We start from the raw sequence: 19,560 nt of genomic DNA, 5'->3' as shown, positions 1-19,560 counted from the left end.
AGTGAAGACCTTTCCCATCGCGGTCATCGGCGCCGGACCCATTGGTCTGGCTGCTGCCGCCCATCTGCTCGAACGGGGGCTCGAACCGGTCATCTTCGAAGCTGGCCGTACGGCGGGCGCAGCCATTGAGCAATGGCGACACATCCGCCTGTTCTCCCCCTGGCGGTTCAACCTGGACGACGCAGCCGTCCGGGTCCTAAAAGCCACTGGCTGGGAGTCTCCCCGCCTCACCGCCCTGCCCAACGGCGGGGAACTCATCGACAAATACCTCACCCCGTTTGCCGCCACCCCGCAGATCGCTTCCCGGCTTCAGACCGGCGCCCGGGTCATCGCGGTGACCCGGCAGGGTATGGACAAAACCCATGTCCGGGACCGCGACACCACTGCCTTCGTTGTCCGGGTCGAACACCACGGCGGCGAAACACGGGACCACACCGTGGCTGCCGTCATCGACGCCTCCGGCACCTGGTCCACCCGCAACCCTGTCGGCACCTCCGGCCTGCCGGCCATCGGCGAGACCACCGCAGGGAACCGGATCTCATCTCCCCTGCCCGACGTTGTTGACCGCGACCGCTCGGCCTTCGCCGGCCGCCGCGTTGTGGTCGTCGGGTCCGGCCACTCGGCAGCAAACACCCTGATCAACCTTGCCGCCCTCGCAAAAGACGAAGCCGGCACCCGCATCCTCTGGGCCGTCCGTGGCGCGTCGGCCGAAAAGGTCTACGGCGGCGGCGAGGCAGACGGGCTGCCAGCACGTGGCCAACTCGGCTCCCGCCTCCGCCGCCTCGTCGAAGCCGGCATCATCGAACTGCACACTGGATTCGGCATCGCGGCCCTGAAGAACCTCGACTCACACGTGGAGGTCGAAGCCGTGGACGGTCGCACCATCGAAGCCGACGTCATCGTCCCCTGCACCGGCTTCCGCCCGGACTTGGAGATCCTGAGCGAACTGCGCCTGGACCTGGACCCCGCTGTTGAAGCCCCTACCGAACTCGGCCCGCTGATCGACCCTGAATTCCACTCCTGCGGCACCGTCCCAGCACACGGCGCGAAGGTTCTGGCCCACCCCGAAAAGGACTTCTACATTGTCGGGATGAAGTCCTACGGCCGGGCACCGACCTTCCTGCTCGCTACCGGCTACGAGCAGGTCCGCTCCGTCGCCGCAGCCCTCGCCGGTGACCAGGAATCGGCGGACACCGTCCACCTTGAACTGCCCGAAACCGGGGTATGCTCCGCGGACGCCGGCACCAGCTGCGACGTTCCCCCCGCAGTCGCCACAGGATCGCAGGAGCCCGAACCGGGCTGCTGCGCCGCGCCGGAACCGGCCAGGCCGGGCTTCCGGCAGGTCAGGATGCCAGCGATATCGGCTTAATATCCGGTTCCGGGTCGGTGCGCAGCCGGGCGTGGGTTTCCACGTCGTATCGTTCGGATCCGTACAGCAGTTTGCCGCGTTCGATACCCTCGGCGAGGAACCCGGCACGGGCAGCCACCCGGCAGGACGCCGGGTTGTTGGTGCGGTGGCCCAGTTCCAGCCGGAACAGGCCGTCGTCGAACGCCCAGCCTGCCATCGTGGCCAACGCCCGTGCCGCGTACCCGTGACCGCGGGCCGGACCGGCCAGCCAGTAATATGCCCAGGCGGTGCCGTGGCGGCGTTCGATCGCTGAGAGGCCCACGTTTCCCACCACGGCGTTGTGGACGGTGATGGCCCAGTTGCGACGGGAATCGTTGAACGGAAGCTGGGCCAAGATGATGTCCCGGGCCTGTTCCACGGTGGCGGGACCGGCGCCGCCCAACTGGACCGCCAGTTCCGGACTGCCGGCAACGGCAGTCACCAGGGCCGGTGCGTCATCGGTGGTCCACGGGCGCAGTTCGACGGTCATGGTCTCCATGGTGCCCGATCCGGGAGCATCAAGGCTTCCACCCGCCCCGATGCGGCCGGCCCGCTATAGAATGGGGCCATCATGACCGGCGCCCGTTCCCGTCTTTTCGCTGGGCTTTTTGCCTTGGCAACCCTGCTCGCGGCCTGCACGCCCGCGACCGGCACCACAGCGCCCAGCACCGCCCAGGCTCCGTCACCATCCGCCGCCGCTGCAGCCGCGGGGGAAACCGCCGTCGTCCCCACCCCCGCGCCTACGGCCGCCCCGGAGCCGCTGCCAGGCACAACGCCGGCTCCCCCGCCGCCGGTCCCCCAGCCATTTGCCCTCAACCTGTACCAGGAAGGCGACTTTGTGCCGCAGTACACCTTCGATTGGTGCGTGGCCGCCAGCATCCAGATGGCGCACAACCTGATTGACGACACCGGCGGCGGCACGTGGAACGACCGTGCCCAGCAAAGCGCGTTGTGGGAGCAGGCCCGGGCAAAGTCAACCAATGCCTACAACGGCGCCAACCCGTTCGGCTGGGCCCAGGTGCTCACCGAAAGCGGCATGGGGCCGTACACCGTGGTCAGCATCGCGGACTATGGCGAGACGCTGCGGACGGCCGCGCGGGCCATCGCCGGGACCGGCAGGCCAGTGGGACTGGTGATGTGGAGCGGCCGGCACGCCTGGGTGATGAGCGGGTTCGAATCCGTTGGCGATCCGCAACAGTTCGCAGATTTCCCGGTGACCGGCATCCGCGTGGTGGACCCGCTGTACCCCTACGGCAGTGGACAGTGGGGCCCGTCGCCCGCCCCGAACAGCCTGCTGACCCCCGATGAGTTGGCCACCCAGTTTGTGGTCCGCGAGCCGCGGCGCTGGAGCAGCGAGCTTCCGGCAGGCTACCTGCTGGTGCTGCCGCAGTAACTCAGCTGGCAGACGGATCCTCGCCGTTAGCCACAGTTTCGATCCAATCAACAGCCCCGTCAGAAAGCTGGAGGCCGTGTGGTGATTCGTTGGCCCAGCTCTGGGAATCAGTGGTGCCGCCCGCAGCGGCTTTGATGCCGTCAACCACTGTCGGCGGCAACGGCTCGCCGTTGTGTTCAATCAGCCAGTCGCGGGTTTCTGCGTCGAGCAGCGGCCACCACACACGGATATCCATCAACACAGCATCCCACCGATGCGGCATCGGGTACACAGCTGCTTGTCAGCCAACTCCCGGCCAGGCACCGCTGGGCGCCCGGCCGGAATGGCTTCGCAGGTCAAACCGCGACGCGGGCCTCCAGCGCATCGGTGAGCAGCGCAATCAGGGCACCGAGCTGGATGTCCTCGGAGGAGGAAACATCCTCATCCGATCCATCCAGGGCACGGGCCGCAAGGCCGGCCTTGGAATCGATCAGCTGCGCCACCTTGGAGTCGATGGTCTGCGCAGCGATGATGCGCCAGGCGGTCACCGGCTCTTCCTGGCCGATGCGGTGCACGCGGTCAATGGCCTGCGTCTGCTCCGCGTCGGTCCAGGACAGCTCGGCCAGGACCACGTTGGAGGCAACCTGCAGGTTCAGGCCCACGCCGGCGGCGCTGAGTGAGCACACCACCACTGCCAAGTCCGGATCGTTGATGAACGCGTCGATGTTTTCCTGGCGCTGCTTGGCGGTCTGGTCGCCCCGGATGGAGGAATAGCGCAGGCCGCGCTTGGCAAACGTCTCTTCTGCCACGTCCATCACGTCGATGTGCTTGGCGAAGAACACCACCTTGCCCACGTTGCGGGCCAGCTGCGCAGCGTAGTCCGCCGCGAGCCCAGCCTTGGCCTGGCCGATCCGGCGCATGACCCCAAAGACGTTCTCTTCGGAGCTGGCAGCCTTGGTGTCTTCCCGTTCCCAGCGGGCCACGCGGCGCACAAGCTCCTCGTCGATTCCCACCACCGGCACACTGGACTTCCGGTTTTCGATCGCCGAGTCGTAGCGCTGCACCAACCGGCGGGCCAGCTCGCGTTCGGCTGCGCGGATGGAGCGGCCGGCTTCGTCGTCCAACTCGACCGGGAGGTCGGCGATCCGCCGGGCCGGGATGTCGGCAGCCACGTCCACTTTCCGCCGTCGGACGATCCCCAGGTCCACCACGCTGCCCCGTGCCGCGGTGTAAAAACCGGAGTCGGCAGGGGTGAGGCCGTTATCCTCCAGCGCGCTCATAAGCCTGGCCAGGGGCTTTTTGTCGTCAATCCAGCCGAGGAACTGCCAGATGGCCCGGAAATCCTCGATGTCATTGATCAGCGGCGTTCCGGTCAGGGCCATCAGCAGCGGGCGGACCGTTCGCTCCCGGATCTGCTCGGAAAGCTGCAGGACATGCTGGGAGCGCTGGGAGGTTTTGTTCTTGATGAAGTGGGCCTCGTCCACCACCATGCCGCGGAACCCGAAGCTGCCCAGCCATCCCACGTGACGGTCCAGCACCTCATAGTTGACCACCACAATGTCGGCGAACCCGTCGATGGTGTCGCCGTTGCCGTTGACCACGGTGGCGGTCCGTCGCGGCGCCCACAGCGCGGCTTCGCGGGCCCAGTTGGTCTTGACCACGTTGGGCACCACCACCAGCAGCGGGAATGCGTCAGCAGCTTCGGCGGCGAGCAGCGCTTGTGCGGTCTTACCCAGGCCGGGCTCGTCCGCGAGCAGGAATGTCCGGTGCCCGTCCTTGGCGGCGGCCACGAGCTGCGCCTGGTGCTTCATAAGCTCCAGCCCGGCCGGGGCGCTGATGCGGGAGTCGTTGGGCAGGTCCATGCAGGAGGAGGCGCCGCCGTATTCGAAGGACCTGAACAGTGGGCCCAGGAGTTCCCAGCTGCTGAGCCGGCCGGTGGGACGTTTGTGGTCCACTGCCGAAAAATCGGGGGCCAGGAAGGGGTTGGACAGCTGCCGGGACACCACCGACTGCGGCACCACGCTGCGTTCCGGAACCAGCGGGGCTGCATCCGGTTCGGGTGCGGGTTCCGGCGCGGCGGTGATTTCCACGCCTGCGGCACGCTGCATGTCACGCTTCAGGCTGGCTGCAGCGTCGGAGACAGGTGCGTCCTCGGGCAGGAGGATCAGCAAAGAGGTGTCCCTCGCAGCGGTCTTGGCCAGGATGGTGGCCACCCCGTCCAGGCGTTTAAGCTGCTCGTTGCGCTGCGCCTCGGTACTGTCGGCGTCGGCCTTGATGCGGGCCCGCTCCTCGCGGACCAGCAGGGCCACCACCTGGAAGGTGGTGCGGCCGGAGGGCCGGACCTTGCCGTTCTGCGCGGCGGACTCGACTTCCCGGACGGCCCGGGCCAGGACCGGGATCATCCCCTCGTTGTCAAGATCGCGGGCACGTCGGGGTGCGCGCTGCTGCGCACTGCCGCGGCGCTGGCCGCCGGTGCGGGCGGCACCGCCGGTAGCGGCACCCTTGCGGGTGGCGCCGGGTTGGCGTTGGCCTCGAGCCAAAAACTTCTCCTCCGTTGGACCGCAATGAGCGGACGGGCGGACCCGGCGTGGACGGCCGGGACTATCAGGCGCATGCCATCGGCCCCTTGCAGGACCTTGGTGACGCGGCCCGGACCCATCGGTCCCGGAGGGACCGGGGCGGCAGCGGATGTGCTGCCCCCGCGATGGGACCGGAAAACCCCGGGAGCCGTGACCGCCATGCACCGGACTGAAGCCAGGGCGAGAAGGGCGGAACGGCGCAGGGGCCGGTACTCCCCCTATCGTACCGTCCACACCGCTGATGCGTGACTTCCTGCCTTTTCGACGGCGGGAACTTACCCTTGCTTCGTTCGGCCGGGGACCGCCGCCGGGTTCAGCTGGCGGGGTCGTAGTGGAAAGCGCGCACTTCCTGCGCGCACCTGCACGCCGCAGCGATCTTTGCTGCCCACTGCAAGGCCGCATCATGGGAAGGCAACTCCAGCACCGAATAGCCGCCTTCGAGCTGGCTGGTCTGCGGGTAGGTTCCCTCGTGCACCGACCCATCGCCGTCGACCATTACTGGCGGGATGCCCTCATCAATACCGCCGCCGAAGACCCAGACTCCGGCGTCCTTGGCTTCCTGGACCACAGCGTGGGATGCATCAACAACAGCCGGCATGTCCTCTTCCGGCACCACCATGGCGGCACTCGGAAACGAGATCAAGTATTTTCCCATCGCGTCGGCTCCTTCTTCGCAGCTTGGGTGCGTTCATCTTCGCCGACGGCGGCGCGGCAACGCAAGGATCCAGGCCTCCCGGTGCCTGTTATCTTGACGGTGGAATCAAGGGGCGATTGTCCTGGGGCTGGTCCTTCTCACCCAGGGGCCTGCGTGGGGTCTGCCTGCCCTGAAGTAAACGGCCTGGCAAGCCTGCCGGCGAGGGCGCGGCCCTGGTTGAATCCGGCCCGGGCAGCGGGCAGGCGCAATGACAGGTCCATGGCACTGGGCCCGAAAAGGTGCGCGGATCCGCTGTCCGGGAAGACCGCCTCCACCGTGCTGCCTCCGGCCCGCAGCGCATCCACCTGCGTTGCCAGGTGGAGGCCCCACTCCACCGGCGTCCGCGACCTGCCACTGAACGGTGACAGCACCAGCACGTGCGCGTAGCCGGCCGCCAGGTCGGCATTGTCCGCGTTGGTCCGGTAGCCGCCGTCGATGTAGCGGCCATCGCCGATGCTGTACGGGGCGCCGCTTGAACAGCTCGCGGCAACAGCGTCCACCAGGTCAACCCCGCTGTGGCGGTCGAACACCACCGGGTCCCCGGTGCGGGCATCTACGGCTGTGATGAGGAGCCGCCTTTCGGGCCACTCCAGGCTGGGCAACCGGGCGGCGACGGTGGCGCGCCATCGCGCCTGGGTTGAAGCGGACGACGCCGGCACGGCCTCGAGCGCGGACGCTCCCATCTTGCGGCGCATGTCGGCAGCATCCGCCGCAGCGGCGATCACGGCGGCCGTCCGTTCCATCTGGGTGAGCACCGGCGCCGCGGCTTGCGCGCCACCGACGGGACCGCCGGCCGCCTGCCGTGGCGGCGGGGCACCGGCGTCGAGGATGGCGGCCAGCAGCTCAGCCGGGTCCGCGCCGGTGATTTGCGCCGCAGCCGTTGATCCGGCCGAGGTCCCCACAATGAGGTCGGCCGCCGCTGCGTTCACGCCGGCGTCCTGCAGACCGGCGATGACGCCGATCAGCCAGGCGTTGCCGGTTGATCCGCCGCCGCCCAGGACCAGGGCCCGTTTGCCGGCCGTCGGCGCGTCAGCTCCCGGAACGGAATTCAGGCTTGAAGAATGTGTTGTGTTCATGGGAGTCGCCTTGTCGCGTAATGCCTAATGGAAGGCGCTCCCGGTGGCGGCTAGGAAAACCGCGCGTCCGTGGACTCCAGGGGAGCACCCGGTGCTGGTACTGCGTTCACGGGTCCCACCTCCTGCCGGTTGTTCACGATTGTTTTGAAACTAGCACCTCGCACAAAGCAGCACAATCACTGAAGTGCGCCCATGCCTACCCGTTCCGGCCGGCGTAAACCGTGGCTGCCACAATGAACATGATCCCGATGACAGCGAACAGGCCACCGAAGGCCCGGATGTAGGCCGGCCTGGCGAAAAACGAGTTGGAGTAGTCAACGCCCATGGGCTTGAAGTCCTTGACCATGCCGGCGTACGCCTGCGCGGATCCGCGCACGTCGAAGACGAGGGCCAGCCCCAGCAGCACCGCGGCAACGCCTACAGCGCCGAACGTCCAGGGCACCACCTCAGCCGATTGCGCCTGGCCGGTGAATGCCGCCAGCGGCACCGAAAGGAAGGCCACCGCGAACACCACCATGTAGAGGACAAACAAGCCCTTCACCGGTTGCGGCAGTTTCCTCACAGCACGCCACAGTTGCATCATGTTCCAATCCGTCCGGGGCTGCAGCATCGCAGCGGATACAGACCAAGTAACTCATGGATCGGACACACACTGAACCACCTTTGGGCCATCTTGAGGATCGGTTGCCAAGTGGGCCCGGCCCCATGGAGTCAGAGGCTGTCCTCCTGCGCTGTCCCGGTTCGTGCCAGGAAATCACCGGCCCGCCGGAACTGCCTGAGCGTCACCACAAACAAGGCGGCCATAAAAGGGATCAGCGCGCACCACAGCCACTGGAACCAGGTCCACCCATCGCTGAAAGTGGTCAGCAACTGGGACACGTAAAGGAGCATGAACCCCGGGAACATCAGCAGGGTGGGGGCCAAGCCTTTACGCACCAGTGCAGCGGTGCCCCTCAGCACGGGTACTTGCCCGGGGATGGTCGGCTTTTTACCCTCGATCTGGTCCATCAAGGCTTTACGCTCCGGTTTCTCCAGCCAGATGAGCCCGCCAGCGTGCTTGGGCCGAACCAGCGGCGTGACCCGTTTGGCCGAATAAACCATGGAACCCACCAACGCGCCCATCGCCGCGAAGGAGAGGCCAACGCCCAACTGGGCCACCCGCTCGTCGGGGTCGTTCCCGTAGATCCACAGGCCAACCACACAACCGGCAGCAAGAAGGACCGCCACCCCCACAGGCAGGTAAATCCTGTAGAACTTCCACACGGCCTGACCCGTGCCTTCGTCCGTGACCCCGATGACGGCCCGCTCCGTCTTCGCCCACCGGACGGCCGGGTCGTCATTGTCCCAGTTCATCCCAGATCCCCGATCGCTTGTCCGCAGATCCTAACCTTCAAGGCCCGGATCTGCGGACAAGCTGAGGATTGGAACCTAGCCCGTCACCGCGGTGAGCTCGTTCGGGGTCTGGTCCAGGGTGCCGCTTCCGGTCACCGTGCCGGCCTCGATGTCCACCGCGTGGATGGTGTTGGTGGCGGGGTCGGTCACAAAGGCGGTGTGGTCGTTGACGAACACTGTGGGCCGCGGCTGCTGCCACTGCAGCGGCTCCTCCCAGGCGCCCACCACGGGGATGCTGCTGGTGACCTTGGCCGTGTCGGGGTCGATCACATGCAGGGAACCGTCCGTGCCCAGCACCAGGGCCTCACCATGCGGTCCGCGGGCCAGCGACCGGAAGCTGTAGCTGGTCCCCAGGTCCACCAAAGCAAGCTCCTTGGTTTTGGTGTTGATCAGGGAAATCTGCTCCGGGCGTTCCAGCTCGGCGTCCTTGTCCTTCTTGTAGTCCCCCAGCGTCACGGCGGACTCATCGGACCCGGCCTGGTTCCCGATCCGGCCGTACTCCGTGGGGCTGGCCACCTTGGTGATGGTCCCGCCGGAGTAGATCAGGACGCCGGTCTGGCAGCCGATCACCACGGCCTCACCCTCTGCAGTGGCTTCGCCATGCACACCCGGGCAGTCCTCGTTCCGGGCAATCTCCTTGCCGTCCTTGTCCAGCACCACAATGCCGGGCCGGCTGTCCTCGTTGCCCAGGGTGAGGACCAGTTCGCCGTTGGCCAGTTCCACGGCCACGCCGTGGTGTGCTTCCTCGGCCTTGTGGGTCTGAACCTCAGGCTGGCCCTTGGCCAGGTCTGCCGAGTTGAAGATGCTGATCTCGCCGGTCCCGTCGCTGAACAGGATGGTCTTCCCGTCATGCCGCACCACGTGGCCGGGCTTGGACGTGGGGAACACGATATCCGTCATGGCCGGGTCCTGCGCATGATGGGTGGAGCCGTCGGTCCACACACCGGTATCCAGCACCTTGAAGCCCTCCGTGGTGGAGATGATGACGTGCCGCCCGTCCCCTGCCGGGTTGACGCGGTTGAAGCCGGCCAGGGGGTAGTCCCCCAGCACCTTGAAGGAGGCGCCGTCCAGGACCTGGATGCCGCCGTCGTACGTGGTGACGATGCGCGGCGCCGCTTCCGGAACCGTCGCGGCGGCAGACGCCGACGGTGACGTTCCGGCGGCCGGGCCGGCGGTTCCGCCGCAGCCGGTCAGCAGCAGGCCCGTGACGGCGAGCGCCGAGAGCAGCCGGATGGGCGAGGGTCGGACAAGTGAAGTGCGGTGGTGCATGGGTGCTTCCTTTTCTGGGTGGGTGATGGCAAAAAATAAAGAATCAGGTCAGTGCGTCGGTGATGCGCTGGGTGTTGGACCGCATCATGTCCAGGTAGGTCTGGGCGCCGGAGCCGTCCGCGCCCAAAGATTCGGTGAACAGCGGGACCACGGCGATGTCCATCCCGGCTTCGGCGGCCAGGACCTGCGCCAGCCGCTCGGGCTGCGAGGAGTCCGCGAAGATCGCCACCACGCCGGCGTCGCGGATGGCGCCGGTCAGCCCGTTGAGGTCCGCAGAGCTGGGCGAGGCCAGCGTGGTGCCGCTGGGGATCACGGCGCCGATCACGTCGAACCCGAAGCGCTGGGCCAGGTAGCCGAACACGTGGTGGTTGGTGATGAGCTTGCGGTGCGCGGCGGGAATGCCGGCGAAGCCCGCTTCCATGGCCGCTTCCAGCTCCGTCAGCTCTGCGGTGTAGCCGTCTGCCTGGGCCTGGATCACCCCGGCGTCCACCCCGTCCACGTGCCCTTCCACGCTGTCCGCAATGGCCGCCACGGCCTGGCTGACGCGGGCGGGGTCGGTCCAGAAGTGCGGGTCCTGGGCGCCGGACCCGTGGCTGAACGCAAGGGGCTCGACGGCGTCCATCGCCGCCAGCGTCGGAACGCCCGCCGCGGCGGCAGCTTCGACGTGGTTGAGGACGCCCTCTTCCAGCCCGCCGCCGTTGTGGATGATCAGGTCCGCGGCTTCGATCCGCGCTGCCTGCTGCGCCGAGATGCCGAAGGAATGCGGGTCCGCGTTGGCCTCCATCAGCACCAGCACCTCCGCCTGGTCGCCCAAGACGTTCCGGGTGATGTCGCCCAGGATGTTGGTGGTCACCACCACGGTGGGCTTCGCGGCAGCCGCCGGCGAACAGCCTGCCAGCGACAGCGCCACCAGAAGGGCCGCCAAAGTGCCGGCCACCAGGCGCCTCACAGTCCGGTCTCCAGGACCAGGTCCGCGGCGGGGACGTCGAACGTGCGGGCCGCGCGCAGCTCATCGGCGTAGTCGAGTTCCAGGACCCTGGAGCCGGCGGGATCGCTGAGGTAGGCACGGGAGGCATCAACCCGAAGGGCGGGGACCGCAGGTTCGGAACCCGTGAGCGGCGCCAGCAGCGGAGCTTCCGCCGTCACTGCACCAGTCCGCGGGTCCAGGGTGCGCAGGACGCCGTCGACGCCGAGCGCCAGCACCCTGCGCGTGTCGCCCACGGCGGATGCGGCCACGGTCCGGGCGGGCGTGGGCAGCAACGTCCACGTCCGCGCGGACACGTCGAGGTGCCAGACGCCGGCGTCACCAGCAGGGCCGGCCAGTTCGTTGGACCCCGCCCGGTGTTCCAGGGAGGTGGCTGCCGGTACACCCGCGTTGGCCGCCGGGTACGGTATCCGCTCGGCGGCGAACGTGCCGTCCTCCTCCGTGATCAGCAGGGCGGCGTCGGCACAGGCCAGCACCACACCCACCCGGGTGGTGGCGGAGGCAGCGGGATCCTGGCAGTCCTGCAGGGCCAGGACGGTGGCATTGGCGTCGTCGCGCACTTCCACGCCGGTAGCCACGGCTGAACCCTCAGCCGCCACACTGGCAATGAAGTGGCCCTCGTACGGAACCACCATCCCGCGGTGCGCGGAGGTGGTGATCCGGAAAGCTTCGTCGATGCTGCCCGCGTCAAGGTCCTTGTGCCGGAAAACGGCTGCGTAGCCGCCGGTGTCCGAGAAGACGGCAAGGTCTTTGCCGTCCCCGGCGATGCTGCCCGGGTCCGGGACCTCAATGGTCCCCACGGTCCGGGGTTCGGAGCTGTAGTAGTGGGCGTGGTCGCCGTGGTCCACGGTCCAGGCGCCGGTGTCGAAGACCTCCACGTGCTCCGGCGTGGTGACCAGGGCGTAGCGGCCGTCCTGGCGGAGCGCGTCCACTTTGCCGAACGGGCCGGCGTCGGACGTAACCCCGGTGAGCAGCGACAACAGCCGGGCCTCCCCCGTGGCGCTGTCGACAGTGAGCAGGCCGGTTTGCGGCTCCGGGTTTTCCTGGGCGCCGGCCACGTAGCCGTGGGGTGTGGCGGCCGGCTGGGACGGTTCAGCAGCAGTGGGAGCGGCGCAGGCTGAAAGCAGCAGGGGCAGGGCGGCGAGGAGCAGCGCGGGCTTAGGCATGGTGCGGTGCACGGGAGAAAGGTTCCGTTTCTGTGGAGGGTGCGGTGGGGCGGGGTGCGGGCCGGTTCCGGCGGACCAGGAACCGGACTGCAGCCGAGGCGAAGTAGGACAGGGCCGCGGTCAGGGCGATGGTGGCACCGGCGGCTGTGCCGGCGAACCAGGAGATCCAGAGGCCGGCCGCCACGCTGGCAATGCCCAGCAGCGAGCCCAGGACCATCACGCCGCGGACGGACCGGGCCCACACCAGCGCGGCGGCAGGCGGCGCGATCAGCAGGCCGAACACCAGGAGTGTGCCCACCACCTGGAAGGACGCGGCCACGGCCAGGGTGATCAGGAACAGCAGCACAAAGTGCGCCAGCCGGGGACGCAGCCCCAGGCTGGCGGCTTTGTGCGGATTGAATGCGGCCGCCATAAAGGACCGGTGGAACACCGCGGCGGTGGTGAGGACAACGAGGCCGACGGCGGCCAGCACCAGTAGGTGCTCCGTCCGGACAGCCAGGACATCACCGAACAGTGTTCCGGTCAGGTCCACGGCGAAACCGCCGGACGCGGAAACGATGATCACGCCGAGTGAGAGCATCACGACAAACAGCAGCCCGATGGCGGTGTCCTGCGAGACGCGCCGGTTCCGGGTGATGGCCGAGACCCCGGCAGCCGTGGTCGCGGCGCTGATGGCAGCACCAAGGATGAGGTTGCCGCCCAGCAGCGAGGCAATGGCGATGCCCGGCAACAGTCCGTGGGACATGGCATCGCCCAGGAAGGCCATGCCGCGCACCACCACCCAGGTGCCAACAACGGCGCAGACGACCGACACCAGGGCGCCGCCCAGGAGGGCACGCTGGAAAAAGGACGCGTTCAGGGGATCAAGTAACCATTCCATCGCCGTTCACGATACATTAATAATGAGAATCATTCGCAACAAATCGACGGAGCGCAATTGTCCAGGATCATTTTTGACGGGGCCGGGTTCGCCTACCCTGACCGGCCGGTACTGGACAGCATCTCGCTGGCCATCATGCCCGGCTCCCATACGGCGCTGACCGGGACCAACGGGTCCGGCAAGTCCACCCTCCTGGGTCTGGCGGCCGGCATCCTGAAACCGTCAGCCGGGACCGTCACGCTTCCCGCAGGGCAGCGGCCGGCGTTTGTCATCCAGCACACGCACACCCCGGAGGTGATGCCGTGCACAGTCCGGCAGGCCGTGGAGATGGGCCGCTGGCCGCACCGCAGGGGCTGGCTCCCGCTGCGCCCGTCGGACCGGCGCGTGGTGGCGGAGGCCCTGGCCAGGATGGGGATCTCGGACCTGGCCGGCCGACAGTTGACCGAATTGTCCGGCGGGCAGCGGCAGCGGGCCTTGATTGCCCAGGGCCTGGCGCAGCAGGCCGGCATCCTGATCCTGGACGAGCCCACCGCCGGGCTGGACAGCCGCGCCAGGACGCTGATCAGGGAAGCCATTGCTGCGGAGTTGGCGCGCGGGGTGACGGTACTGGAGGCAACCCACGACGACGGCGACATCGCCCTGGCGCACCGCGTCATTACGCTGGCGGGCGGCAAGGCGACGGCTGGCAAGGCGAACGCGGGCGCGGTTCGGGGCCGGCAGGGAGCGCCCGGCAGCCCTCAGGCGGCGGTTTCACCGGCATAGCCGGCTCCACCGCCGCCTGGCTCAGCGGCTCAGCTCAGTGTCCGGGCGAGTCCCAGCATGGCCAGGGCGAAGAGCGGGAACAGCCAGTTGGCAATCACCACACCCACTTTGGCGCCTACACCGCCGGTTGCCTCGGCAGCGGACAACGGATCCGCGATGTCGTCATCCTGACCGGGACGGCGGGAGATGACGGTGTTCCTGACCGACAGGGCCACCATCACCACGGCGGTGCCCACAACCCACGGCAGCGGCTCGATGGCCAGCCACGCGTCCGCCTGTTCTGTCGGCGCCACGATGGCGGAAAGCAGCCCCGCCGCTGCGCACACCGCGGCGAGGCAGGCCAGCACCCACAGGCGCCGGATGACCGCCGTGAGGTAGAGCGGCAGGAACGCGATAAGCACCACAGGCAGGGCCAGGAGGGCCAGCTGCGCGGGCGAGATGAGCATCGTTTCGGACCTGACCCAGGCCATTACGGCCTGGTTGAAGAGAAGGAAAGCCAGCAGGCCCAGGAGCGCGGGCCAGAGTGCCGTGCGCACCCAGTGGTGCGCCGGCGCAGCGGGCAGGTCCAGGGCGGCAGCATAGTCGCGCGCCGGCCCAAAGGCGTCCTCGGCCCGCTGGCCGGTGTCACCCAGGAGTTCGCGTGCACTTGCCACCGCGTCGCCGATGGCGCTGCCGTGCACCTGGCGCAAACGCAGCTCCAGGACGAGGTCGTCAAACCATTTTCTATCGGCGGTTTCCTGCATCATGTGGTGGACTCCTTTGTTTGGCGCTCGGGGTCGAGGTAGTGGGTGCTGAGGTGGGTGAAGCGCAGCCAGTCCGCGCTGAGGCGGGACAGTTCGGTCCGGCCCAGGGGGGTCAGGGCGAAGTATTTACGCCCTGGCCCGTTGACGCCTGCCTTCCACTCGGTGGAAACCAGGCCGGCCGTCTCGTAACGGGTAAGGAGCGGGTACAGGGTGCCGCCCTTGATGACGCCGAACCCGTGCTGCTCGAGTTCGCTGATGATCGCGTAACCGTAGGAGGGCCCGGCCTGCAGCGCACGGAGGGCAAAAAAGCCGAGCGTGGCCCGGAGCCAGTCGCTGGGCCACTCGGCGCCGTCGGGCGGCTGTGGCGGTGAAGAGGAAACATCCATAGCTATATTGTCACTCTAAGTAGTTAGCCTGTAAAGCCCATGGAACCCGCCGCATCAAGAAAGCGCATTAGGGCCGGCTAAAGAAAATGACAACCCAATGACACATCTGTCACGTGGTCTGGTTATAGTTTGCGCCCGTATCCTGACCGTGTCAGTGCTTGGGGGCCGCGGACACTTGGAAGTGCTTTGCGGGCCGACCGAGCAGGAACGTCTCTCCTATCGGTCAAGGCCAGGTCTCAGAAATGCACACACCCTCATCACGCACACGCAAAATCGCCATGTTCGCTTCCGCTCCCGTCGCCCTCCTGATTGCCGGCGGCATGGTCTGGCAGGGTTCGCAGGCTGCCTTTACGGCCTCCACCCGCAACGCCGGCAACTCCTGGAGCACCGGCAACGTGGTGCTTACGGACGATGACCTCGGCGCTGCGGCGTTCCACGTGGAAAACATCGTCCCGGGCCAGACGGGCCAGAAGTGCATCGTTGTTACGTCCCAGTCCAATGTGGCCGGCGAAGTCCGGGCCTACACCCAGAACCTGGTCACCTCAAAGGGCCTGGAAAACCGGATCTTCTTCGACCTTGAGCAGGGCACGGGTGGATCGTTCAACGACTGCACCGGGTTCACGCCCACGGCCAACACGGTCCCTGAACTGCCGCTCTCCACCCTGGCCACCGTCAACCGCGACTTCGCCACCGGCGGGGCTCCGTGGGACACCACCGGCACACCCGGCGAGACCCAGAGCTACCGCGGCACCTGGCGCTTCGACACCACCAACCTGAGCCAGGACGAGGTCAACGCCCTGCAGGGTGCCCGCGTGAGCATCGACCTCGTGTGGGAACTCCAGTCCGACAACGCTCCCACCACCCCGTAACTCCGGCCTGGCAACCACAGCGCTGTGAACCGGGAAAGGCCCGGGTCTGCACCGGGTCTTTCCCGGGGAGCAGGACTGTTCTCCGCTGACGGCTGGGTGCGTTTCATCGCATCCATCGCGTCGCGGCTTTATCTGGGTGTGCTGCTGAGCCTTGCCCTGTTCGCGGTGCTCCCGGCGCTGTTCGGCTGGCACGGCACCGTGGTGCAGAGCGGGTCCATGGAGCCGCACATCTCCCCCGGCGACGTGGTGCTCGCCGCGGCGTTGAACCCGGAACACCCGGTGCCCGTGGGCGGCGTGGTGGAGTACCACAGCCCAGCGGAGGCCGAGCCCGGCGGCGTGGCAAAAACCCGCCTGCACCGCATCGTCGCTGCGAACACGGATGGCACGTTTGTCACAGCCGGCGATGCCAACACCACCGTGGACAGCACCCCCATTGTCCGCGACCAGATTAAGGGCCAGGCACGCCTGCTTATCCCCGCCGTGGGCCTGCCCGGGCTGTGGCTGGGCAGCGGCAACCTTTCCGCCCTGGCCCTGTGGTCAGTCATTACCCTGGTGGCCGTGGTGGCCGCAGTTTTCGGCGTTACCGGCCGCAGCCGCCCCGGTGACGGCGATGACGGCGGCAGCCCTGATGACGAGGGCGACGACTCCGGACCCGATGGCGGTGGGGATGACGACGGCGGAACGGACGACGACGAACCCTCGCCGCTGCAGAAAGCCGGCACCGCCATGGGCATCGTCGCCGTCCTGGTCACCGTGGTGGTGATGGGCGCCAGCGTGTTCTCCTCGGCCGCGTTCACGGCCACGACGGCCAACGCCGCGAATTCGTTCGGCACGGCACTGGACTGGATGCCGCCGTCGGCCGTCCTGGTCAATCCCGGCCCCACGGTGAAGGGGACCGTGGCGCTGACCGCCGAAGCCTCGGACGCCGAGAGCGGCATCCGCAATGTGGTGATCCAGTACGCCCCCGCCGCCACTGGTGTCTACGTGACCCTGTGCACCGCCGTGTCCGCACCGTATTCATGCGGCTGGAACACCGCTGCCGTGCCCGACGGCGCCTACCTGCTGCGCGCCACCGCAACGGATAAATCCGGCCTCACCACCACCACGGAACCCATCAGCACCTCCGTGGCCAACTCGTTTGCGGTGTCCCTGCCCGACCCCGGCGAAGTGGTCCGCGGCAACGTCAACCTAAGCCCCGTCCTCAGCAACGCAGGCCCGGGCACATACACGGTGCGGGTGGAGTACGCCGCGGCCGGTACCACCAACTGGAAAACGCTATGCCCGAACCAGGTGGCGCCGTCCCCCTGCACCTGGGCAACGGCCACGTACAGCAACGAATCCTATGACCTCCGCGCGGTAGCCGTCTCCGGCGGCACCACCACCTACTCCCCGGTCCTGCCGGACATCCTGGTGGACAGCCAGGCCCCCACGGTGGCCCTGACGGACCCGGGCGCCACCATCCGCGGTACCGCCAACTTCACGGCGACGGCGGCAGACGCGGTGTCCGGCGTCGCCCAGGTGCAAGTCCAGTACCTCCGCTCAGGCACCAGCACCTGGGTGACCATGTGCGCCGTGGAGGAGTCACCGCACACCTGCCGGTTCGACACCACCAAGCTGGCCAACGGCCAGTACAGCTTCCGGGCCATCGCCACAGACGACGCCGGCAACACCGCCACCACCTCCGCCACGTCTCTTCGGACCGTGGACAACACGGTGGGCTCGGTCTCCATGGAGGATCCGGGAGCGTACCTCACCGGAACCGTCGCCCTGCAGGCCGCGGCAAACTCGACGGCGGGCATCACCAACGTGCGCCTCCAGACGGCCCCGGCCGGAACCACCACCTGGACCACCCGCTGCACGGTGGGCACCGCACCGTACTCCTGCGCCTGGAATTCCACCGCCGTGGCCGACGGGCTCTACGACGTCCGCGCCATCCTGCTTGAAAGCACCGGCAAGGAAACCATTTCCGCCACAGTGTCCGGCCGCAGGGTGGACAACAGCCCGCTGCGCGCGGCGGACATCCAGGCCACCAACGGCGGGGTGCTGGGCCGGGTGGACGCCGGGGACACCATCAGCTTCAGCTACAGCCAGCAGGTCAACCTGGCCACCGTGACGCCGGGCTGGAACGGAGCCGCCCTGCCTGTGACGGTCCGGCTGCGGGACGGCAACCTGCTGGGCCAGGGCAACGCTGTTGACACCCTGGACGTCCAGCGGGCCGGCAGCACCGTGAACCTTGGGGCCGTCAATACCAAGGGCAACTACGTCAAGAACCGCAAGACCGTCACCCTGAACGGCACCATGACGGCGGCCCCGGTCACGGTGAACGGAATTCCGCGCACGGTGGTCACCGTGACGGTGGGCGCCGTGGCAAGCGGCGCCGGCAGCCTGCGCAGCTACACCACCCCGGTGAACATGGCGTGGACGCCGACGGCGGCCGTCACCAACGCGGCCGGCGTCGCCTCCTCTCTGGCGCCCGCCACGGAGACGGGAACGCTGGACCGCGACTTCTGAATTGCCAGTGCAGGCAGCACGGTTGGTGACCTTATGGCGCCGGCGCCGTTGGCTCGGATGACGGGGCCGCTGCCGCCGGCGTTGAGGCTTGGAGGCTTCTCAGGTCAACAACCGACCACGCTGAGTAGGGCTGTTCGTTGGGTGCGTTGAAAAGCACTGCATAAGCGCAGACAAAGCGGTAGTCGTTGCTGTTAACCACAAGACTTTCCTGAACCGACGCGGTTCCTGTTTTGTCGGGACCCGACTCGCCCCATTGGAGGACACCGGAACCCGAGGATGGTCCCTTGATGTCTGGCCACCTGGTGCCGCGGCACAGCGAATCAACGTTCAGGTCTTCGGAAGCCGACGGCCCAATGCCGTAGATACGAAGCAGCATTTTCTCGGTGCTTCTCAACGCCGGCGCTTTTGCCTCCGAGGTGACGGTTACCGCCCCTGAGGGGGATTTCACGGCCGATAGGGACAAGCTGGGCATATCCCGCGAGTGAAGACTCTCCGTACCGGTGCGGAGCACATTGATCATCCCCACGACCACCAGGAGCGCAGAGAACACGGTGACCAGGCTTGTCAGCGTGGTGGCCCAGGCCCGGCGGCCGGATAAATTCACCAGAAGAAGAATCACCGGGAGGGCGGCACCCACAATGACAAGCCCTACCGCCCAGGCGACGCCGTCAGGATCGTTGCGGACCATCCTGCGTAAAAGATCCTGCTCGATACCCAGCCCCGCGAAGATCGAGACGACAACTGCCAAGGCAGCTGAGACAGCAACCCATACTCCAGGGGGCGGTACAACACCCGCGGAAGCGCCAGCTCTCTGTTCCATGATCGATTCACCCACGAATCCCAGGAAAGAAGAAGCAAATTGCGGCTATTTTGTGGTTCCGCGGTCCGTCATGTGGGGCCGTAACGGAACTCCCCAAGACAGACCCTCACTCCGACGCTGCCCGGAAGGGGCCGCGTCAGCCGATGCCGCGGACGCTGTTGTTCCGCTTGTCATGGGTCAGTTCGGCCAGGCCCAGCGCTTCAAGGAGCGGCGGCAGGTACATGCCGAAGCGTCCCCGGTAGCCCTTGCGGAGCCCGTACCAGCCACCCACCGGGTTGGCGGGGTCGCGGCCCCAGGCCTCCACGGTGCCGTCGGCTGCCGGCTTGTTTTCGTCTGCGGCCCCCAGCTGCACCCAGTCGCCCTGCTCGATCAGCCAGGCATGCAGGTCCTCCACGGCCTGGAGCTGGTACTTCAGGGTGGTGGACCCCACCTGGCACACCAGTGCCGGCGGGTCGGAGCCAGGGTCGCGGTACATCGTGTACGTCGAGGATCCGGGCGCTGTCGCCAAGGTCCAGGGGTCAGTTTTGGTTCCGTCGGCCATGATGATCCTGTTCCAGTGAGTGCGGGCTATGGCGCCAGCGTAGTGCCCAGGAACCTGGACGGGTATGGCCACATTCCGCGCAGGTGCGCGAGGACCAAATGCCTCAGATCCCATCCCCACTCTGCTAC

At 67.5% G+C, this 19,560-nt stretch carries 20 protein-coding genes; 5 read left to right on the top strand and 15 right to left on the bottom strand.

Features of this window, described 5'->3' with window-relative positions; translation table 11 throughout:
- Window position 1: 1 nt before the first annotated feature.
- A complete protein-coding gene (locus ASF72_RS03710) occupies window positions 2–1,369 on the top strand; it encodes an NAD(P)-binding domain-containing protein (protein ID WP_056596764.1) in 1,368 nt (455 codons plus the stop codon).
- On the opposite strand, the gene ASF72_RS03705 is transcribed toward ASF72_RS03710, so the two are convergent.
- Window positions 1,344–1,877: a GNAT family N-acetyltransferase gene (locus ASF72_RS03705; RefSeq protein ID WP_056597431.1), complete on the bottom strand. Its 534-nt coding sequence runs from the start codon at window positions 1,875–1,877 to the stop codon at window positions 1,344–1,346. The genes ASF72_RS03710 and ASF72_RS03705 overlap by 26 nt on opposite strands.
- A gap of 81 nt (window positions 1,878–1,958) precedes the next feature.
- Here ASF72_RS03705 and ASF72_RS03700 point away from each other — a divergent pair, with 81 nt between their 5' ends.
- Window positions 1,959–2,780, top strand: a complete 822-nt coding sequence (locus tag ASF72_RS03700) for a hypothetical protein (protein ID WP_050683508.1) — start codon at window positions 1,959–1,961, stop codon at window positions 2,778–2,780.
- Between the two features lies 1 nt (window position 2,781).
- Here the strand turns inward: ASF72_RS03700 and ASF72_RS03695 are convergent, their stop codons facing one another.
- The 10 genes from ASF72_RS03695 to aztB all read right to left on the bottom strand — a co-directional run bounded on the left by ASF72_RS03695 (window position 2,782) and on the right by aztB (window position 12,800).
- A complete protein-coding gene (locus ASF72_RS03695) occupies window positions 2,782–3,015 on the bottom strand; it encodes a hypothetical protein (RefSeq protein WP_056596761.1) in 234 nt (77 codons plus the stop codon).
- A gap of 100 nt (window positions 3,016–3,115) precedes the next feature.
- The gene (locus ASF72_RS03690; RefSeq protein ID WP_157370913.1) at window positions 3,116–5,161 is read right to left on the bottom strand and encodes a DEAD/DEAH box helicase; all 2,046 of its coding nucleotides are present in this window, start codon (window positions 5,159–5,161) and stop codon (window positions 3,116–3,118) included.
- 490 nt (window positions 5,162–5,651) lie between these two features.
- Window positions 5,652–5,993 carry a YciI family protein gene (locus ASF72_RS03685; protein ID WP_050683505.1) on the bottom strand — a complete coding sequence of 114 codons (342 nt, stop codon included), beginning with the start codon at window positions 5,991–5,993 and terminating at the stop codon, window positions 5,652–5,654.
- A gap of 137 nt (window positions 5,994–6,130) precedes the next feature.
- On the bottom strand, window positions 6,131–7,108 hold the full coding sequence (locus ASF72_RS03680; protein WP_056596753.1) for a patatin-like phospholipase family protein: 978 nt from the start codon (window positions 7,106–7,108) through the stop codon (window positions 6,131–6,133).
- A 196-nt stretch (window positions 7,109–7,304) separates the two neighbouring features.
- Entirely contained in the window at window positions 7,305–7,649 is a 345-nt protein-coding gene (locus ASF72_RS03675) for a hypothetical protein (protein ID WP_157370887.1), read from the bottom strand.
- Window positions 7,650–7,819: 170 nt separating this feature from the next.
- Window positions 7,820–8,461: a hypothetical protein gene (locus tag ASF72_RS03670; protein WP_056596747.1), complete on the bottom strand. Its 642-nt coding sequence runs from the start codon at window positions 8,459–8,461 to the stop codon at window positions 7,820–7,822.
- 75 nt (window positions 8,462–8,536) lie between these two features.
- Window positions 8,537–9,769: a zinc metallochaperone AztD gene (gene aztD / locus ASF72_RS03665; protein WP_056596745.1), complete on the bottom strand. Its 1,233-nt coding sequence runs from the start codon at window positions 9,767–9,769 to the stop codon at window positions 8,537–8,539.
- Window positions 9,770–9,812: 43 nt separating this feature from the next.
- A complete protein-coding gene (aztC, locus tag ASF72_RS03660) occupies window positions 9,813–10,706 on the bottom strand; it encodes a zinc ABC transporter substrate-binding protein AztC (protein ID WP_442854150.1) in 894 nt (297 codons plus the stop codon).
- Between the two features lie 8 nt (window positions 10,707–10,714).
- The gene (locus ASF72_RS03655) at window positions 10,715–11,932 is read right to left on the bottom strand and encodes a hypothetical protein (RefSeq protein ID WP_056596742.1); all 1,218 of its coding nucleotides are present in this window, start codon (window positions 11,930–11,932) and stop codon (window positions 10,715–10,717) included.
- Window positions 11,913–12,800, bottom strand: a complete 888-nt coding sequence (aztB, locus tag ASF72_RS03650) for a zinc ABC transporter permease AztB (RefSeq protein WP_056596739.1) — start codon at window positions 12,798–12,800, stop codon at window positions 11,913–11,915. The genes ASF72_RS03655 and aztB overlap by 20 nt, the downstream gene beginning before the upstream one ends.
- 57 nt (window positions 12,801–12,857) lie before the next feature.
- Between aztB and aztA the strand changes: the two genes are divergently transcribed.
- Entirely contained in the window at window positions 12,858–13,562 is a 705-nt protein-coding gene (aztA, locus tag ASF72_RS03645) for a zinc ABC transporter ATP-binding protein AztA (RefSeq protein ID WP_082484008.1), read from the top strand.
- Between the two features lie 29 nt (window positions 13,563–13,591).
- Here the strand turns inward: aztA and ASF72_RS03640 are convergent, their stop codons facing one another.
- Together ASF72_RS03640 and ASF72_RS03635 are read right to left on the bottom strand one after the other, a co-directional pair.
- Window positions 13,592–14,308, bottom strand: coding sequence for a hypothetical protein (locus ASF72_RS03640; RefSeq protein ID WP_056596736.1), 717 nt, complete (start codon window positions 14,306–14,308; stop codon window positions 13,592–13,594).
- The gene (locus ASF72_RS03635) at window positions 14,305–14,691 is read right to left on the bottom strand and encodes a PadR family transcriptional regulator (RefSeq protein WP_050683496.1); all 387 of its coding nucleotides are present in this window, start codon (window positions 14,689–14,691) and stop codon (window positions 14,305–14,307) included. Before ASF72_RS03635 ends, ASF72_RS03640 begins: the two co-directional genes overlap by 4 nt.
- Window positions 14,692–14,933: 242 nt before the next feature.
- On the opposite strand from ASF72_RS03635, the gene ASF72_RS03630 reads away from it, so the two are divergent.
- Window positions 14,934–15,560, top strand: coding sequence for a hypothetical protein (locus ASF72_RS03630; RefSeq protein WP_050683495.1), 627 nt, complete (start codon window positions 14,934–14,936; stop codon window positions 15,558–15,560).
- Window positions 15,561–15,656: 96 nt separating this feature from the next.
- A complete protein-coding gene (locus tag ASF72_RS03625) occupies window positions 15,657–18,071 on the top strand; it encodes an Ig-like domain-containing protein (RefSeq protein WP_082484006.1) in 2,415 nt (804 codons plus the stop codon).
- 31 nt (window positions 18,072–18,102) lie between these two features.
- Here the strand turns inward: ASF72_RS03625 and ASF72_RS03620 are convergent, their stop codons facing one another.
- Together ASF72_RS03620 and ASF72_RS03615 are read right to left on the bottom strand one after the other, a co-directional pair.
- Window positions 18,103–18,819, bottom strand: coding sequence for a hypothetical protein (locus tag ASF72_RS03620; protein WP_056596734.1), 717 nt, complete (start codon window positions 18,817–18,819; stop codon window positions 18,103–18,105).
- Window positions 18,820–19,027: 208 nt separating this feature from the next.
- Window positions 19,028–19,432, bottom strand: a complete 405-nt coding sequence (locus ASF72_RS03615) for a DUF6855 family protein (protein ID WP_056596733.1) — start codon at window positions 19,430–19,432, stop codon at window positions 19,028–19,030.
- Window positions 19,433–19,560 lie beyond the last annotated feature (128 nt).

The organism is Arthrobacter sp. Leaf141 (assembly GCF_001424565.1).
Taxonomy (GTDB): Bacteria; Actinomycetota; Actinomycetes; order Actinomycetales; family Micrococcaceae; genus Arthrobacter.
This window is presented reverse-complemented; position numbering and strand designations above follow the sequence as displayed.

Bases quoted from the DNA above. Each gene is read 5' to 3' on its own strand.
- ASF72_RS03690 (WP_157370913.1), bottom strand. From the start codon at position 5,161: ATGATCCCGGTCCTGGCCCGGGCCGTCCGGGAAGTCGAGTCCGCCGCG.
- ASF72_RS03615 (WP_056596733.1), bottom strand. From the start codon at position 19,432: ATGGCCGACGGAACCAAAACTGACCCCTGGACCTTGGCGACAGCGCCC.
- ASF72_RS03630 (WP_050683495.1), top strand. From the start codon at position 14,934: ATGCACACACCCTCATCACGCACACGCAAAATCGCCATGTTCGCTTCC.
- aztB (WP_056596739.1), bottom strand. From the start codon at position 12,800: ATGGAATGGTTACTTGATCCCCTGAACGCGTCCTTTTTCCAGCGTGCC.
- ASF72_RS03695 (WP_056596761.1), bottom strand. From the start codon at position 3,015: ATGGATATCCGTGTGTGGTGGCCGCTGCTCGACGCAGAAACCCGCGAC.
- ASF72_RS03670 (WP_056596747.1), bottom strand. From the start codon at position 8,461: ATGAACTGGGACAATGACGACCCGGCCGTCCGGTGGGCGAAGACGGAG.
- aztD (WP_056596745.1), bottom strand. From the start codon at position 9,769: ATGCACCACCGCACTTCACTTGTCCGACCCTCGCCCATCCGGCTGCTC.
- ASF72_RS03635 (WP_050683496.1), bottom strand. From the start codon at position 14,691: ATGGATGTTTCCTCTTCACCGCCACAGCCGCCCGACGGCGCCGAGTGG.
- ASF72_RS03680 (WP_056596753.1), bottom strand. From the start codon at position 7,108: ATGAACACAACACATTCTTCAAGCCTGAATTCCGTTCCGGGAGCTGAC.
- ASF72_RS03685 (WP_050683505.1), bottom strand. From the start codon at position 5,993: ATGGGAAAATACTTGATCTCGTTTCCGAGTGCCGCCATGGTGGTGCCG.
- ASF72_RS03700 (WP_050683508.1), top strand. From the start codon at position 1,959: ATGACCGGCGCCCGTTCCCGTCTTTTCGCTGGGCTTTTTGCCTTGGCA.
- ASF72_RS03705 (WP_056597431.1), bottom strand. From the start codon at position 1,877: ATGACCGTCGAACTGCGCCCGTGGACCACCGATGACGCACCGGCCCTG.
- ASF72_RS03640 (WP_056596736.1), bottom strand. From the start codon at position 14,308: ATGATGCAGGAAACCGCCGATAGAAAATGGTTTGACGACCTCGTCCTG.